12 protein-coding genes are annotated in these 15524 nt (G+C 67.1%); 8 read left to right on the forward strand and 4 right to left on the reverse strand.

The genetic code is table 11. The features are described 5' to 3' along the window. Window positions 1-11: 11 nt before the first annotated feature. Both rsgA and aroA read right to left on the reverse strand, forming a co-directional pair. Window positions 12-1154: a ribosome small subunit-dependent GTPase A gene (rsgA, locus tag CXY77_RS12285; RefSeq protein ID WP_092340556.1), complete on the reverse strand. Its 1143-nt coding sequence runs from the start codon at window positions 1152-1154 to the stop codon at window positions 12-14. After that, window positions 1155-2516 carry a 3-phosphoshikimate 1-carboxyvinyltransferase gene (aroA, locus tag CXY77_RS12290; protein WP_092340557.1) on the reverse strand — a complete coding sequence of 454 codons (1362 nt, stop codon included), beginning with the start codon at window positions 2514-2516 and terminating at the stop codon, window positions 1155-1157. Window positions 2517-2621: 105 nt separating this feature from the next. Here aroA and CXY77_RS12295 point away from each other — a divergent pair, with 105 nt between their 5' ends. Next, entirely contained in the window at window positions 2622-3302 is a 681-nt protein-coding gene (locus tag CXY77_RS12295; protein WP_104089411.1) for a sigma-70 family RNA polymerase sigma factor, read from the forward strand. Continuing rightward, complete coding sequence (locus tag CXY77_RS12300; RefSeq protein ID WP_092340559.1) at window positions 3299-3541, forward strand: zf-HC2 domain-containing protein; 243 nt, start codon at window positions 3299-3301, stop codon at window positions 3539-3541. Before CXY77_RS12295 ends, CXY77_RS12300 begins: the two co-directional genes overlap by 4 nt. Window positions 3542-3560: 19 nt before the next feature. On the opposite strand, the gene CXY77_RS12305 is transcribed toward CXY77_RS12300, so the two are convergent. Together CXY77_RS12305 and CXY77_RS12310 are read right to left on the reverse strand one after the other, a co-directional pair. Beyond that, window positions 3561-4346, reverse strand: a complete 786-nt coding sequence (locus CXY77_RS12305; RefSeq protein WP_104130145.1) for a VOC family protein — start codon at window positions 4344-4346, stop codon at window positions 3561-3563. A gap of 180 nt (window positions 4347-4526) precedes the next feature. Further along, window positions 4527-8300 (reverse strand): multifunctional oxoglutarate decarboxylase/oxoglutarate dehydrogenase thiamine pyrophosphate-binding subunit/dihydrolipoyllysine-residue succinyltransferase subunit, encoded by a 3774-nt coding sequence (locus CXY77_RS12310; RefSeq protein WP_092340768.1) that lies wholly within the window; start codon window positions 8298-8300, stop codon window positions 4527-4529. Window positions 8301-8481: 181 nt separating this feature from the next. On the opposite strand from CXY77_RS12310, the gene CXY77_RS12315 reads away from it, so the two are divergent. From CXY77_RS12315 to CXY77_RS12340, 6 genes are all read left to right on the forward strand, one after another. Further along, window positions 8482-9921: a GuaB1 family IMP dehydrogenase-related protein gene (locus CXY77_RS12315; protein WP_092340561.1), complete on the forward strand. Its 1440-nt coding sequence runs from the start codon at window positions 8482-8484 to the stop codon at window positions 9919-9921. 184 nt (window positions 9922-10105) lie between these two features. After that, on the forward strand, window positions 10106-11443 hold the full coding sequence (locus tag CXY77_RS12320; protein WP_104130295.1) for a hemolysin family protein: 1338 nt from the start codon (window positions 10106-10108) through the stop codon (window positions 11441-11443). After that, complete coding sequence (locus CXY77_RS12325) at window positions 11440-12516, forward strand: hemolysin family protein (RefSeq protein ID WP_104089406.1); 1077 nt, start codon at window positions 11440-11442, stop codon at window positions 12514-12516. The genes CXY77_RS12320 and CXY77_RS12325 overlap by 4 nt, the downstream gene beginning before the upstream one ends. 141 nt (window positions 12517-12657) lie before the next feature. Further along, window positions 12658-13005, forward strand: coding sequence for a VOC family protein (locus CXY77_RS12330; protein ID WP_369831304.1), 348 nt, complete (start codon window positions 12658-12660; stop codon window positions 13003-13005). Between the two features lie 48 nt (window positions 13006-13053). Beyond that, window positions 13054-13920 (forward strand): ADP/ATP-dependent (S)-NAD(P)H-hydrate dehydratase, encoded by an 867-nt coding sequence (locus CXY77_RS12335; protein WP_104130146.1) that lies wholly within the window; start codon window positions 13054-13056, stop codon window positions 13918-13920. 234 nt (window positions 13921-14154) lie between these two features. Then, window positions 14155-15387: a glycosyltransferase 87 family protein gene (locus tag CXY77_RS12340; RefSeq protein ID WP_233197381.1), complete on the forward strand. Its 1233-nt coding sequence runs from the start codon at window positions 14155-14157 to the stop codon at window positions 15385-15387. The last annotated feature ends 137 nt before the right edge of the window (window positions 15388-15524 follow it).

Raw genomic sequence — 15524 nt, forward strand, 5'->3', positions numbered from 1 at the left:
GATGTCGTATCTCAGCGGGCGGGGGCGAAGGTGGCGAGCAGGCGTTGCAGGGAATCCAGGCGCACTCGGCCGGTGTCGCCGAGCTCGCCAGCTTCAACGGCTTCGATGATGGCGCAATCCGGCGACCCGGGTAGGTGCGTGCAGCCGCGCGGGCAACGCTCGGCGATGGTGGCAAGGTCGGTGAACGCCTTCAAAATGTTGTCGGTGTTGATATGGCCCAGGCCAAAGGACCGCACGCCGGGTGTGTCGATAACCCACCCGCGGCCGGCATCCGTTTGTAGGCGCAGCGACACGGTCGACGACGACGTGTGGCGGCCGCGACCGGTGACGGTGTTGACGACGCCGATGGCCCGGTTGGTGCCGGGAACGAGCGCGTTCACCAGGGTGGACTTGCCCACGCCGGAGTGTCCGACGAAGACGGTGTCGTGGCCGACCAGCGCCGCCGAGATCTCCTCGATCGGCATGCCGCCCTCGCCGCTTTGGAACACCGGCAGGTCGAGTCCGGCGAAGTTGGCCAGAAAGGCTGACGGGTCGGCGAGGTCGGTCTTGGTGATACACAGGATGGGCTTCACGCCGGCGTCGTAGGCCGCGACCAGATAGCGATCCACCAAGCGGATGCGCGGCTCCGGGTTGGCCGCAGCGACCACGATCAGCATCTGGTCGGCGTTGGCCACGATCACACGCTCGACGGCGTCGGTGTCGTCGGCGCTGCGCCGCAGCAGGGTGTCCCGCGGCACGATGCGCACGATGCGGGCCAGGCTGCCCTCGGCACCGGTGGTGTCGCCGACGATGTCGACCCGGTCGCCGTTGACGACGGCGTTCTTGCGCAGCTCGCTGGCCCTGGCGGTCGTGATGCGCCGCTCGGTGGGCAGGTTCTCGTCGAGCATGACCGTGTAGCGTCCGCGATCGACAGAGAGGATGCGTCCGGTCAAGGCGTTCTCGTGGCTCGGGCGGGTCTTGGAGCGCGGTTTAGAGCCCTTGCGGCCGGGACGCACGCGCACGCTCGACTCGTCGAATTCGGGCTCGTCGTCGTCGGCGGAAGCCCACCAGGTGTCGCCGGGGTCGCCGGAGAGCTCGCCGGAATCGGCCAAGTCGTGAGGCCGGCCACGATCGTCATCCCAGGTGGGGTCGCCGGCGGGCGGCTCCACTGCCATCTACAGCGCCGCTTCGGTGAGCATCGCGTGCCACAGCTCGGGAAACTGGGGGAGGGTCTTGGCGGTCGTGCCGATGTTCTCGACGTCGACGCCCTCAATGCGCAGGCCGATCAGCGCTCCGGCGGTGGCCATGCGGTGGTCGTCGTAGCTGAGCCACTGGCCGCCGTGCAGGGGAGCGGGCTCAATCCTGAGGCCGTCGGGCAGCTCGGTGACCTTTCCGCCGAGCCGGTTGATCTCCGTGGCCAGCGCAGTGAGGCGGTCGGTCTCGTGGTTGCGAATGTGCCCGATGCCGGTGATCGTGCTGGGCGACTCGGCGAGGGCTGCCAGGGCCACGAGGGTGCAGGCGAGTTCACCGCCGGTGGACAGATCGAGCTCGACGCCGACAATACGCTCGCCGCCGGTGACGGTGAGGCGGTCGCCGGTGCGGGTGACGCTCGCACCGAATAGGGGAAGCAGCTGTTCGAGGTCGGCGCCGACCTGGGTGGTCTCGGCCGGCCAGCCGGTGATCGTGACGCTGCCGCCGGCCACAAGCGCGGCGCAGAGGAACGGCGCGGCGTTGGAGAGATCGGGTTCGACGTCGACCGTGCGGCCCGCGATCGGCCCGGGCGGGATGATCCACTCGCCGACGGCAGGAGTGGCCACGTCGACTCCGCGGGCGCGCAGCACCTCGATGGTCATCTCGATGTGCGGCAGACTGGGCAGTCGTTCGCCCGAGTGAGTCAGGTGCAGCCCCTGGTCGAACCGGGCGCCGGCCAGCAGCAGCCCGGAGACGAACTGGCTGGAGCTGCCAGCATCGATGGTCACCGCGCCGCCGGTGACCGCTCCACGGCCGTGCACGGTGAACGGCAGGGCGCGCTTGCCATCGTCGTTGATATCGCCGCCGAGGTCGCGCAACGCGCCGATGATGGGGCCCATCGGGCGGCGGCGTGCACCGGCATCCCCGTCGAATGTGGTCGGGCCGAGGGCGAGGGCGGCCAGCGGCGGCAGGAAACGCATCACCGTGCCGGCCAGCCCGCAGTCGATCGTGGTCGAGCCGAGCAGCTCGGACGGCGGGGTCACACGCAGGTCCGTGCCGAAGGCGCCGGTGCCGGGAACAGCCTCAATGGTGGCGCCGAGCTGACGCAGCGCGTCGACCATAAGGTCGCTGTCCCGTGAGTGCAGTGGCGAACGCAGCAGGGACGGTTCGCTGGCCAGAGCGGATGCGACCAGCTCCCGGTTGGTCAGCGACTTCGAGCCCGGCAGGGCCAGCACCGCCTGCAGCGGTGCGTCCGTGGTCGGCGCGGGCCACCAGGCATCCTCTTCGGTCGGCGAATTATCGCCGTACGGATCGAACTCCGGCTTGGAATATCTCGAGATCAACATCGGTTATCAGAATAGTCGGTGATAACAATCTGAGGGAGATCCGTAACGGTGTCAATGTTGTTGGAACGACCCCTGGCTGTGGGTAACAGCTTAGAATTGCGCGTGATGACTTCAGACACGCCCGTTTCCGCGGAAGACCTTTCCAGCAGCGACCCAGAACTCACAACCCTTGCCCCGACCAAGGCCGAACTGCGCGAGCAGACCCGCGGACTGTTCGAAGAGCAGGCGTTGCCTTTTCTCGACCAGTTGTACGCGGCGGCCATGCGCATGACCCGCAACCCCTCCGATGCGCAGGACCTCGTGCAGGAAACCTTCGTGAAGGCGTTCGCCGCGTTCGCGCAGTACGAGCAGGGCACCAACCTCAAGGCGTGGTTGTACCGCATTCTCACCAACACCTTCATCAACCAATACCGCAAGAAGCAGCGCGAGCCCTACCAGGGCACCATCGACGAGCTTGAAGACTGGCAGCTCGGCGGCGCCGAATCGACCACCGCCATGTCGGGGCGTTCGGCCGAGGCCGAGGCCATCGACCACCTGCCGGACAGCGCTGTCAAAGACGCCCTGCAGTCCATTCCCGAAGACTTCCGACTCGCCGTGTACTTCGCCGACGTCGAAGGGTTCTCCTACCAGGAGATCGCCGAAATCATGAAAACCCCCATTGGCACCGTAATGAGCCGCCTGCACCGTGGCCGGCGACTCCTGCGCGAGCTCTTGGCCGGCTATGCGGTTGAGCGCGGGCTGGGCATGGGCCAGGGCCAGAAGACATCCAGGAGCGCAGACAAATGACCGATTGTGGTTGCGAGAAGGCCAAGGCCGAACTCGAGGAATACCTGCACAACGAACTTCGCAAGAATGATGCGGCCGATATTCGGGAGCACCTCGCGAGTTGCACCGACTGCAGCAGCGAGCACCTGGTTGGGCGCACGCTGACCGAGGTCATGCAGCGCGCCTGCAAGGAGACCGCGCCGGAAGACCTGCGCGACCAGGTTCTGCTGAAGCTCCGCGCGCTGCAGGCCTCGCACTAGAGCACCTGAGGCGCGCGTCTCAGGCACGCGGTGACGGTTCCACCTGCCCGAGCAGGAAGACGGCACCTGTCGCATCCGCTATCTGGGCGAAGGTTCCGAAGTCGGAATCCCACGGCTCCCGCAGCACGGCGCCACCGAGCTCCGTCGCCCGTGCCGCGGATGCCCGCACATCGGCGACGCCGAGATAGACCTGCCAGTTCGACGGTACTCCCGGGGGCAGCATGGCGTCGGCGTCGTACACCCCGCCGGTCATCGATTCGTCGTGGCCGAAGGTGCTGTACCGAAAGTCGGTTGTGTCGCTGAGCGGAATCGGCGTCCAGCCGAAAACCTCCTCGTAGAAGGCGATCGCGGCCGTGAAATCGCGGGTGATCAGCTCGTGCCAGACCGGCGTTCCAATCTCATTGTCGGCACCGAAGCCCCGGTGGCCGGCGGCCTCCCAGACTCCGACGGCCGCGCCGGCCGGGTCGGTCAGCACCGCCAGGCGTCCCTGGTCACCGACCGTCTGCGGCGGGGCGAGCACGGCAGCTCCCGCAGCCCGCGCGGCCCGAACCGTTTCGTCGACGCTGTCGGTCGCGAGGTACGTGGTCCAGAAATCCCGGTTGCCGCTCGAGGGGTCCTGGGCGGTCAAACCGGCGATGGCGGCATCGCCGTGAAAGAACATCGTGTGCCGGCCGCTCCCAGCGCCGGTCTCGACAGCCCGCCAGTCGAGCAGCGCGGCGTAGAACGCAATCGACTTGGCCGGGTCGCGCGTCACAAGGTCGATCCAGCACGGCTCCCCGAGCCGGTTTTCGGTGCGAAGGGGCATGATCTCTCCTCGGGTTGCCTGCGAGCCTAGAACCGTCGGCGGACAATCGCAACGCCAGCCGACCCGCATCCGCTCGAACGCGGCAAGCGGATGCTGCCATCTGCGACCACAGACAGCCGCGCAGACAGCAATGGAGGGTGACAACGTCACCCTCCATTGCTGTCTAAGTTGCTGTGACCGTTACAGCGTCAGGGCGTCGCGCTGCAGCTTGGCCTGCTCGATCGCGTGACGCTTGGCCGACCCGGCAGCCGGCGAGGCCGACGCGGGGCGGGAGAACAGCCGCATGGCGCGCGGGCCGAGCTTGTTGGTCTCGAGGTAGAAGAACGGCCAGGCTCCCTGGTTCTCCGGCTCGTCCTGCACCCAGGCGAGTTCGGCGTTCGGGTACTGGGCGGCCACGCTCTTCAGTTCAACGGCGGGCAGCGGGTAGTACTGCTCGACGCGCACGAGGGCGATCTCGGGGTTCGGGTTCTTCTCGAGTTCGTTCAGCAGGTCGTAGTAGATCTTGCCGGCCATGAACAAGACGCGCTTCACGGCGTTCTTGTCCTGGATGCGGGCATCGTCGATGACCGTCTCGAACTTGCCGCTGGTGAGCTCGGCCACGGCGCTGGTCGCTCCACGCAGGCGCAGCATCGACTTGGGCGTGAACACGATCAGCGGGCGGCGCGGGCGCATGTACGCCTGGCGGCGCAGCAGGTGGAAGTACGATGCGGGCGTCGACGGGCGCGCCACGGTCATGTTCTCTTCGGCACACAGCTGCAGGAACCGCTCGATCCGGGCCGACGAGTGGTCGGGGCCCTGACCCTCGTAACCGTGCGGAAGCAGCAGCACAACGGATGACCGCTGGCCCCACTTCTGCTCGGCGGAGGAGACGAACTGGTCGATGATGGTCTGCGCGCCGTTGGCGAAGTCACCGAACTGCGCCTCCCAGAGCACGAGGGCGTCGGCGCGTTCCACCGAGTAGCCGTACTCGAAGCCCATGGCGGCGTATTCGCTCAGCAGCGAGTCGTAGATCCAGAACCGGGCCTGGTTGTCCTTGAGGTTGGCCAGCGGCAGCCATTCCTGGCCGTTCACCCGGTCGTGCAGAACGGCGTGACGCTGCACGAACGTGCCGCGTCGGGCATCCTGTCCGGCGAAGCGCACCGGGGTGCCCTCGACCAGCAGTGAGCCGAGAGCGAGCAGTTCGCCAAAGCTCCAATCGATGTTGCCGTTGCGGCTCATGTCGAGGCGCTTCTGCAGAAGCTGCTGCAGCTTGTTGTGCACGGTGAAACCGGCCGGCTTGTTGTTGAACGCGTCGCCAATGAGCTGGATGACGCTTTCGGGAACACCGGTCGTCTCCGGCTCGCCGGCAGCGTCCTCGCGGGCCTGTGCGTCGGCGTCGGCCTTGGCTGTGGCGGCCATTTCCGGGGTGATGATCGGAATCGAAGCGGTCTGCGCGGCGTGCGTCTCCATGAAGGCGCGCTCGAGGCGGTCCTGGAAGTCGCGGTGGGCGGCTTCGTATTCTTCCTCTGTAATGTCACCACGGCCGACAAGCGCTTCGGTGTAGAGCTTGCGCACGCTGCGCTTGGCTTCGACCAGGTTGTACATCAGCGGCTGGGTCATCGAGGGATCGTCGCCCTCGTTGTGGCCACGACGGCGGTAGCAGATGAGGTCGACGACGACATCCTTCTTGAACTCCTGGCGGTAGGCGAACGCGAGCTCGCCGGCCCGAACCACGGCCTCCGGGTCATCCCCGTTGACGTGAAAGATCGGCGCCTGGATGGTCTTGGCGACGTCGGTCGCGTAGACGCTGGTGCGGGCATCCTGCGGCAGGGTCGTGAAACCGAGCTGGTTGTTGACCACGATGTGCACGGTGCCGCCGGTGCGGTAGCCGCGCAGCTGGCTCATCTGCAGGGTTTCGAGCACAACGCCCTGGCCCGCCATCGCGGCGTCGCCGTGAATGAGGATGGGTAGGGTGGAGAAGGTGCCGATCGGCTTGCGGTCTTGCTTGGCCCGCACGATGCCCTCGAGCACGCCGTCGCCGGCCTCGAGGTGCGAGGGGTTCGCGGCGAGCGACACCGGAATCTCGGCGCCGTCTTCACCGCGGAAGGTTCCCATGGTGCCGAGGTGGTACTTCACGTCACCGGAACCGTGCACGGTGCGCGGATCCTGCGTGCCCTCGAACTCGCGGAAGATCTCACCGTAGGTCTTGCCGGCGATGTTGGTGAGCACGTTCAGGCGGCCACGGTGGGCCATGCCGATCGCGACCTCGTCGAGGCCCTGCTCTGCGGCGCCCTGCAAAATGGTGTCGAGCAGCGGAATGGTGCACTCGCCGCCCTCGAGGCTGAACCGCTTCTGACCGACGTACTTGGTCTGCAGGAACGTCTCGAAGGCTTCGGCCTCGTTGAGCTTGGCGAGAATGCGCATCTGCTCGTGGTGTGTGGGTTTGACGTAGGACTTCTCGATCTTCTCCTGCACCCACTTGCGCTGGGCCGGGTCCTGAATGTGCATGTACTCGATGCCCGTGGTGCGACAGTAGGAGTCGCGGAGCACACCGAGGATGTCGCGCAGCAGCATCTGGCGCTGGGATCCGAAACCGCCGGTCACGAAGGACCGGTCGAGGTCCCAGAAAGTGAGGCCGTGGGTGGCGATGTCGAGGTCGGGGTGACTGCGCTGCGAGTACTCGAGCGGGTCGATGTCGGCCATCAGGTGGCCGCGCACGCGGAACGAGTTGATCAGTTCCTGCACGCGTGCGGTCTTGTCGACGGCGCTGGCGAGGTCGACGCTGATGTCCGGTGCCCAGTGGATCGGGTCGTACGGGATGCGCAGGGCCGAGAAGATCTCTTCGTAGAAGTTGTGCTGGCCGATGAGCAGCTCGTGCACGATCTTGAGGAACTCGCCCGAACCGGCACCCTGGATGACGCGGTGGTCGTAGGTGCTGGTCAGGGTGATGGTCTTGGAGATGGCCAGGCCGGTGAGCGTCTTCACACTCGAACCCTGGAACTCGGCCGGGTAGTCGAGGGCGCCGGCGCCGATGATGCAGCCCTGGCCTTTCATGAGGCGGGGCACCGAGTGCACGGTGCCGATGCCGCCCGGGTTGGTCAGCGACAGGGTCGCGCCGGCGAAGTCGTCGGCGGTGAGCTTGTTCTGGCGTGCGCGCGTGACGAGGTCTTCGTAGGCGGCGAGGTACTCGCCGAAGGTCATCGTGTCAGCGCGCTTGATGGCCGGAACCAGCAGGGCGCGGGTGCCGTCGGGCTTGGGCATGTCGATGGCCAGCCCCATGCCGACGTGGGCGGGGGCGACGACGGAGGGCTTGCCGTCGACCTCGTTGTAGTAGACGTTCTGGCTGGGGAACATCTTGAGCGCGCGAATCAGCGCCCAACCGATCAGGTGGGTGAAGGAGACCTTGCCGCCGCGAGCTCGCTTCATGTGGTTGTTCATGACGATGCGGTTGTCGATGAGCAGCTTGGCCGGAATGGTACGCACGCTCGTGGCGGTCGGCACGGTGAGGCTGGTGACCATGTTGGTCGCGAGCGACTTCGCCATGCCGCGCAGCGGAACGACCTTGTCCTGCTTGACCGGCTCCGAGTCGTCGACGACGACGGCCTGCGGGCTGGTCACGGGAGCGTCGGCGGGAACCGGGGCCGGCTTGGGCGCACTCGAGGTGGTGCGGGCCGTCGGCTGGTTCTCGGTGACGGGTACGGGGGCTGCGGTCGGCGTTGCAGCGGGCGCCGCTGCAACGGGTGCGACCGGTGCCGGTGTGGCCGGGGGAGCGGATGCTGCCGGCGCCGCCGACTGCGCTGCCGCCGGGGCGTTCGCGGTTTGGTGGTAGCTCTCGAGCACCGGCCACCACGATTCATCCACCGACTGCTTGTCGATCAAATATCGTTCGTACAATTCGTCAACGAGCCACTCGTTTGCTCCGAATTCGCCTGACGTTGTCTCGTCAGAAGCTCCACCGGTTACCTGGCCTGACACCGTGGGATCGCCCACTCTCTGCTTTGAATTTGGATGCCCTCGGCGGGTCAATCGCCGGGTCAATCTGCGTTTTCAGTGAGTCTGTCGCTGACGATGTCGACCGCCAGGTCAGTCTGCCCATCTAGCCTAATCCCATCCCGCCGGGCCATAAACACCCCACTGAGCGGCTAGCGTTCTTGGTATGCAGTTCTATGGAACGACGCCCAGCCACGATTTGACCTACTCTGACGTGTTCCTGGTGCCCGGCCAATCGGCCGTCACCAGCCGTTTAGATGTCTCGCTGGCCCCGGATGACGGCACAGGCGCCACGATACCTATCGTCTCGGCCAATATGAACTCGGTCACCGGGCCGCGTCTGGCGGCCTCTCTGGCGCGGCGTGGCGGGCTCGGGGTGCTGCCGCAGGACATGCACCTGCAGGACCTGGATGCGGCCATCCGCTGGGTAAAAGACCAATCGGTTCGTTTCGACACGCCGTTCGTGTTCGCGCCCGACGACACCGTCGAGCGGGCGTTGCGGCAGGTTCCGGCCGTTCCCGGGCAGGGAATCGTGATCCACTCCGGTACCGGTGACTACCTCGGCTGCATCGCCGCCAGCCGACTGGCCACCGCACTGCCCGACGCTCGCCTGGGCGATCTGCTGCACGGTGAACTAACCGCGCTCGACGCCGATGACGTCGACGGGCCGCGTCGCGCGTTCGACCTGATGACCGAGGCCGACATCGACTTCGCCCCGGTACTGCACCACGGCGTCGTGGTCGGAACCCTCAGCCGCAAGAGCGCGTTGCGCTCCACGCTCTACCAGAGCACCCTCGATGGCCACGGACGGCTCAAGGTGGCTGCGGCGATCGGGATCAACGGTGACGTCGCGGCGAAAGCCCGCGCGCTCGCCGCGGCCGGCGTCGACATTCTGGTGATCGACACCGCCCACGGCCACCAGGACGGCATGCTGCGCGCGCTCGGCATCGTCGCCGACCTGAACCTCGGACTGCCGATCGTAGCCGGCAACGTCGTGACCAAGGACGCCGTGCGCGACCTGGTCGGCGCCGGCGCCACCATCGTCAAGGTCGGTGTCGGCCCCGGCGCCATGTGCACCACCCGCATGATGACGGCCGTCGGTCGGCCCCAGTTCTCGGCCGTGCTCGAAACGGCCACCGCCGCCCGCGAACTCGGCGCTCACGTCTGGGCCGACGGTGGGGTGCGCTACCCGCGGGACGTGGCGCTGGCACTCGCCGCCGGCGCGGCATCCGTCATGATCGGTTCCTGGTTCGCCGGAACCGCCGAAGCGCCAGGCACACTCAATACGGATGCCCATGGCGCGCTCTACAAGGAAAGCTGGGGAATGGCCTCGACCAAGGCCGTACAGGCCCGGTTCGAACGCCTCGACGCGTACGACCTCGCCCGCAAGACCCTGTTCGCCGAGGGAATCTCGAGCTCGAAGATTTACCTTGATCCGCTGCGGCCGTCGATCGAGGACCTGCTCGACATGATTACTTCGGGCGTGCGCTCCTCGTTCACCTACGCCGGGGCCACCACCGTGGCCGAATTTCACGAGAAGGCTCTCGTGGGCATTCAGTCGGCGGCCGGCTACGAAGAGGGCAAGGCGCTTCCCGTTTCCTGGTAGGGCTGCGATAGCGCTGGTAGGGCCGCCGGTATTTCGCGGGGGCAGCATCCGCTGGTCGCCGGACGAGTGTCAGATGCGCCCGGTATACTCGGATGAATAATGGATGACCCTCCCACCGCTGAACCGTCTTCTCATAAACCCTCGCCCGTAGTCGCTGGCGGTGTTGCCTGTGTCTGAGCTGATCATGCTCGGGTTCGGCCTCATCCTCACCGTCGGAACGGGCCTTTTCGTCGCCAGTGAGTTCGCCCTGGTGAATCTCGACCGCGCCGACCTCGAAGCGCGACAGGGTCGCGGGGAGACCCGCCTCGCACTGACCATCTCCGCGCTGAAAATCACCTCGACGCACCTCTCGAGCGCGCAGCTGGGGATCACCCTCACCACCCTGCTCACCGGGTACACCATCGAGCCGGCCCTGTCGTCGCTGCTGCGCGCCCCGCTCACCGCGATCGGGCTTCCCGGCGATGTGGTTCCGCTGTTCGGCACCACGATCGCCATTGTCACCGCGACCCTGGTGTCGATGGTCATCGGCGAGTTGGTTCCCAAGAACTTCGCGCTCGCCCTGCCCATCCAGACCGCGCGCCTGGTGATCCCGTTCCAGACCGTATTCACGACAGTGTTCAAACCGGCCGTGCTGGTGCTGAACAACAGCGCCAACGGTCTGCTGCGCGCCATCGGCATTGAACCCAAGGAAGAACTCTCCGGCGCCCGCACCGCCGAGGAACTCTCCTCGCTGGTGCGCCGCTCGGCCAGCGCCGGACTGCTCGAAAAGGACACCGCGACCCTGCTGCACCGCACGCTGCTGTTCTCCGGACACGATGCCTCCGACGTTATGTCGCCGCGGCCGCGGGTGGCGAGCATCCACCGCACCGATTCGGCGCAGGCCGTCATCGACCTCGCCCGCTCCACCGGTTACTCGCGGTTTCCGGTCGTCGACGAAAGCGTCGACGACGTCGTGGGCATCGTGCACGTCAAGCAGGCGGTAGCCGTGCCGCGCGCCCGGCGAGCGGATGTCCCGGTGTCGGCCCTGCAGACCGACCCGGTTCGCGTGCCGGAGACCATGAAGCTCGACGACCTGCTCAGCGAACTCCGAGGCCGCAGCTACCAGATGGCGATCGTTGTCGACGAGTACGGCGGAACAGCCGGTGTCGTCACCCTCGAAGACCTGGTCGAGGAACTGGTCGGCGAGGTGGCCGACGAGCACGACCGGGCTCGCGCCGGCGTGGTGCGCTCGCCCGATTCCCTGACCTTTCCCGGCATGCTCCGGCCAGACGAACTGCTCGAACGCACGAACGTCGTCGTGCCGGAGCAGGGCCCGTACGAGACCGTCGCCGGTTTCGTCATGAGCGAACTGGGCCGGCTGCCGGTGATCGGTGATCGGGTTCCGGTCAACGGCGGCTTCCTCACCGTTGAGCGACTGGAGGGGCGCCGCATCGACCGGCTACGCTTCACGCCGGCGGCTGTGCCGGAACCCGCATTGGCCGTTGACACCAAATCCGATCGAAAGAAAGTGAGCGACAAATGAGCGACGGGGCCGGACTTGCCTGGTTGGTCGTGCTCCTCGCAGCCAATGCCTTCTTCGTCGGGGCGGAATTCGCCGTCATCTCGGCCCGCCGCTCGCAGATCGAACCGCTCGCCGAAGCCGGCAAGCGCAGCGCGAAGACCGCGCTGTGGGCGATGGAACACGCGACACTGATGCTCGCAACCTCGCAGCTGGGCATCACCGTGTGCTCGCTGCTCATTTTGAACGTGTCCGAACCCGCGATCCACCATCTGCTCGAGGTGCCGCTGGGCCTGACCGGTCTGCCGGACGGCGCAATCGGCACCATCGCGTTCGTCGTTGCGCTGCTGCTGGTCTCCTACCTGCACGTCGTGTTCGGTGAGATGGTGCCGAAGAACCTGTCCTTCTCGGTGCCGGACCGCGCCGTGCTGCTGCTCGCGCCGCCGCTGGTGTTCGTGGCCCGGGTATTCAAGCCCCTGATCGTGACACTCAACGCCTGTGCCAACGGTGTGTTGCGTCTGTTCGGAGTGCAGCCGAAGAACGAGGCGACGAGCGCGTACACCCTCGACGAGGTTGCCACGATCGTCACCCAGTCCACCCGCGAGGGCGTGCTGAGCGATGGAACCGGAGCGCTCAGCGCCGCGTTCGAGTTCACCAACCTCAAGGTGCGCGATGTGGCGGTCTCTCTCGGCAAGCTGGTTAGCTTGCCGGAATCGGCCACGCCGGCCGACGTCGAGAAGGCCGTGACGCGCCACGGATTCTCCCGCTACGTGCTCGCCGATACTGAGGGCTATCTCACCGGCTACGTGCACTTGAAGGACGTGCTCGACCTCGATGTTGCCGCGGCTTCGGCCGATGCCGCAACGCTGGCCGTGCCAGACAGTTACGCGGGAAGGATCCCGGCCAAGCGCATCCGTGCCCTGATCTCGATCTTCGAAGACACCGACCTTGAAGACGCCCTCGCCACCATGCGGCGTTCGGGCGCGCACCTCGCGCGGTCCTTCACCGCCGAGGGCGAGACCACCGGGGTGCTCTTTCTGGAGGACATCATCGAGGAGCTGGTCGGCGAAGTGCAGGACGCCACGCGTCGCGACTAGCCCCGCAGCTTCTGACCGCCTAGACGTGCTCGCGTCAACGGCAAGCGGATGCTGCTCCCGCCTTGCCAAGACGTCGACGCGGGCGTAAATGTTCCCTGAAAAATGCACATTCACCTATGAAACTGCAGAAAGGGAAAGCTCGTGTTAAACCAATTGGAAACCTACTCGGTGCTTCCCGCGCGCGATCTGGCGCGTGCCTGGCGCTTCTACAGAGACGTGCTCGGCATGGAACCCGATGAGGAACGCGTGGAAGGGTTGCTCTACCGCACCCCGAAGGGCGCCGCTATCGTGGTGTACGAAACCGAGAACGGCATCGCCACGACCAGCGCGGATCGCGCGGCCTGGTTCAAGGACACCGAGGGCAACATCATCTGCGTGTCGCAGACCGTCGCCTTCGGCCGCAGCGAAGCCGGGAGCGGGAGGGCTCGCAGAGCTCCACGATCAGCGACTGACTCGCCATCGCCCGTGCCGGGGCGAACGAGCGGATGACCGGGCGGTGGGCCCGCGAGCAGACCGAAAACGACCTATCGTGGAGGCATGGTGAAACCGCGCGGCTGGCTTGAATGGGAGGCCGAACAGGCCCGCGACTGGGTCTACCGGCCCCAGGCCGGCGACGACAAGTATTCGCGCGGCGTCCTCGGCGTGCGCACCGGCTCCAAGGACTACCCGGGCGCCGCGGTGCTCGGCGTCGACGCGGCCGTGCGCACCGGCCTTGGCATGGTGCGCTACCTCGGGCCGCGCCGCGCCGCCACCCTCGTGCTGCAGCGCCGCCCCGAGATCGTGACCGTGCCCGGTCGGGTGCAGGCCTGGCTGCTCGGCTCCGGTATCAACGCCAGCACCAGAACGGATGCCGTCACCACAGCCCTGACGGAAGCCCTTGCGGAGGGCCTGCCCACCATTCTCGACGCCGGCGCCCTCGATCTGGTCTCCCGGGCGATCGGTCCGACCGTGATCACCCCGCACGCTGGGGAGCTGGCCGTTATGCTCGCGCACGAGGCCAAGCCCGGTTCGGCCTCCCAGATCGCCGCCAACCCGGGGGAGTGGGCCATTCGCGCCGCGCGCCTGTTCGACGTGACGGTGCTGCTCAAGGGTGCCGTCACCCACGTAGCGTCGCCGTCGGGCGCCCGCCTGACCGTGTCGACCGGGCCGGCCTGGCTGGCTACGGCCGGCTCCGGCGATGTCCTCGGCGGCATTCTCGGTGCGCTCCTGGCCACCCACTCCGACCAGCTCGAAACTGATGCCGCCTCCCTCGCCCCGCTCGCCGCCACCGCCGCGCTCCTGCACGCCGAAGCGGCGATGCTCGCCTCCGCCGGCGGCCCGATTGCAGCCCTCGACATCGCCGATGCCGTGCCGCGTGCCGTCGCCGCGCTGCTCGATCACTGGGCCGACCCCGGCGCGCGCTAGGCGACCCGCAGCCTCAGTCGCTAAAGCGGAATGCGGGCGAGAAAGTCCCGGGTGCGGCACTGGGGTGTGGCCGCCCTGGCCAACCGCTGTTCGGCATGAACCGCTAACCTGCAGTCGGACCGCAGGGCGTCGAGCGTCGCAGCGACCTTTTAGGCCGACTGACCGCCAATTCGACGAAATATGACGGATGCGCCGGCTGGTCCCGCACGACGGCCGGCTGTGCGAAAGTAAAGCGTGCGAATTCACGACGAGACCGGTAGCGGTCAGCGACCCCGGCGGCATCCCCTCGCCGCACTGTGGTCGGCCTTCGCTCTCGTGCACCTGCTGCTGATTCTTCTGGCCGTGTTCGGGCCGGGGTATCCGCTCGGTGACGTCGAGGTGGTCTACCGCGGCTGGGCCGAGAACGCGGCCGCCGGCAGCATCGTGGGAATCACCGAAAACTTCGTCTACCCGCTGCTCGCCCTCCTGCCGATCTTCGCCGCGTTCGCGTTCGGCGGCCCGGCCTACCTCGCCACCTGGTTCGCGCTGGTGACGGCGCTGAACGCGGGGGCGTTTGTCGTGCTCGTGCGCGAACACCGCAGCGCGGCCTGGTGGTGGCTGCTCTTTCTGGCGCTGCTCGGCCCCATCGCGCTCGTGCGCATCGACGCGATCACGGTGCCCCTCGTCATCGTGGCCCTGCTCTGGCTGCGCCGGCGCCCGTTCTGGGGCACGGCCCTGCTCACGATCGCGACCTGGATCAAGATCTGGCCGGTCGCCGTGCTCGCCGCCCTGTTCGTGGCGTCGAAACAACGCTGGCGGATGCTCGGGGTCGCCGCCGCCGTCACCGCGGCGGTCGTGGCCATGGCCGCGGCGCTCAGCCTTGCCCGCGGCAGCGGAATTCACGTGCTGAGTTTCGTGGCGGAGCAGGCCGGCCGGGGGATCCAGATCGAATCGCCCGTCGCCGTGCCCTGGCTCTGGCAGGCCGCGCTCGGCGTGCCGGGCAGTTTCGTCTACTACGACCATCAGATTCTTACCTTTCAGGTCGCCGGCACCGGCACCACCGCCCTGAGCGTCCTGATGACCCCGCTGCTGGCGGTCGCTGCCGCTGCCGTGCTGCTCCTCGGCGTACGCGCCCAACGCATGGGCGCTGGATGGCTCGCGGTGCTGCCGCCGCTGACGCTCGCGCTGACGGTGACCCTGATCGCGTTCAACAAGGTGGGGTCGCCGCAGTTCATCAGCTGGCTGGCCGCACCGATCATTCTGGGACTCGCGCAGAGCGGCCGGGCCTGGCGTACACCGGCGCTGCTCGGGCTCGCGCTCGCCGCCCTCACCCAGGTCGTCTACCCCTACCTGTATGACTGGCTGCTCGTGGCCAACCCGCTTATGGTGCTCGTATTGACCCTGCGCAACCTGCTAGAGTTCGTGCTGCTCGGCTGGGCGATCGGGGCGCTCTACCGGCCGAGGCCCGCGCGAATCCGGCCTGGCTAACCACCCCGACTCCAGGTGCACCCCTCGAAGCCGGATCAGGCGTCGATCAGGCGAGGAGCCTCATAGACCTCTGACGAGACGCTCGTATACTCGTTGTTGGATTCCACGGTCGTGGTGGCTTGCGGGGCTGCTGATCT

The sequence above is a fragment of the Cryobacterium sp. N21 genome, from assembly GCF_002929575.1.
Lineage (GTDB): Bacteria > Actinomycetota > Actinomycetes > Actinomycetales > Microbacteriaceae > Cryobacterium > Cryobacterium flavum.

Coding starts and splice junctions, on each gene's coding strand:
- CXY77_RS12335 (WP_104130146.1), top strand. CDS start 13,054: ATGGTGAAACCGCGCGGCTGGCTTGAATGGGAGGCCGAACAGGCCCGC.
- CXY77_RS12300 (WP_092340559.1), top strand. CDS start 3,299: ATGACCGATTGTGGTTGCGAGAAGGCCAAGGCCGAACTCGAGGAATAC.
- CXY77_RS12325 (WP_104089406.1), top strand. CDS start 11,440: ATGAGCGACGGGGCCGGACTTGCCTGGTTGGTCGTGCTCCTCGCAGCC.
- CXY77_RS12320 (WP_104130295.1), top strand. CDS start 10,106: ATGCTCGGGTTCGGCCTCATCCTCACCGTCGGAACGGGCCTTTTCGTC.
- CXY77_RS12315 (WP_092340561.1), top strand. CDS start 8,482: ATGCAGTTCTATGGAACGACGCCCAGCCACGATTTGACCTACTCTGAC.
- CXY77_RS12295 (WP_104089411.1), top strand. CDS start 2,622: ATGACTTCAGACACGCCCGTTTCCGCGGAAGACCTTTCCAGCAGCGAC.
- CXY77_RS12305 (WP_104130145.1), bottom strand. CDS start 4,346: ATGCCCCTTCGCACCGAAAACCGGCTCGGGGAGCCGTGCTGGATCGAC.
- rsgA (WP_092340556.1), bottom strand. CDS start 1,154: ATGGCAGTGGAGCCGCCCGCCGGCGACCCCACCTGGGATGACGATCGT.
- aroA (WP_092340557.1), bottom strand. CDS start 2,516: ATGTTGATCTCGAGATATTCCAAGCCGGAGTTCGATCCGTACGGCGAT.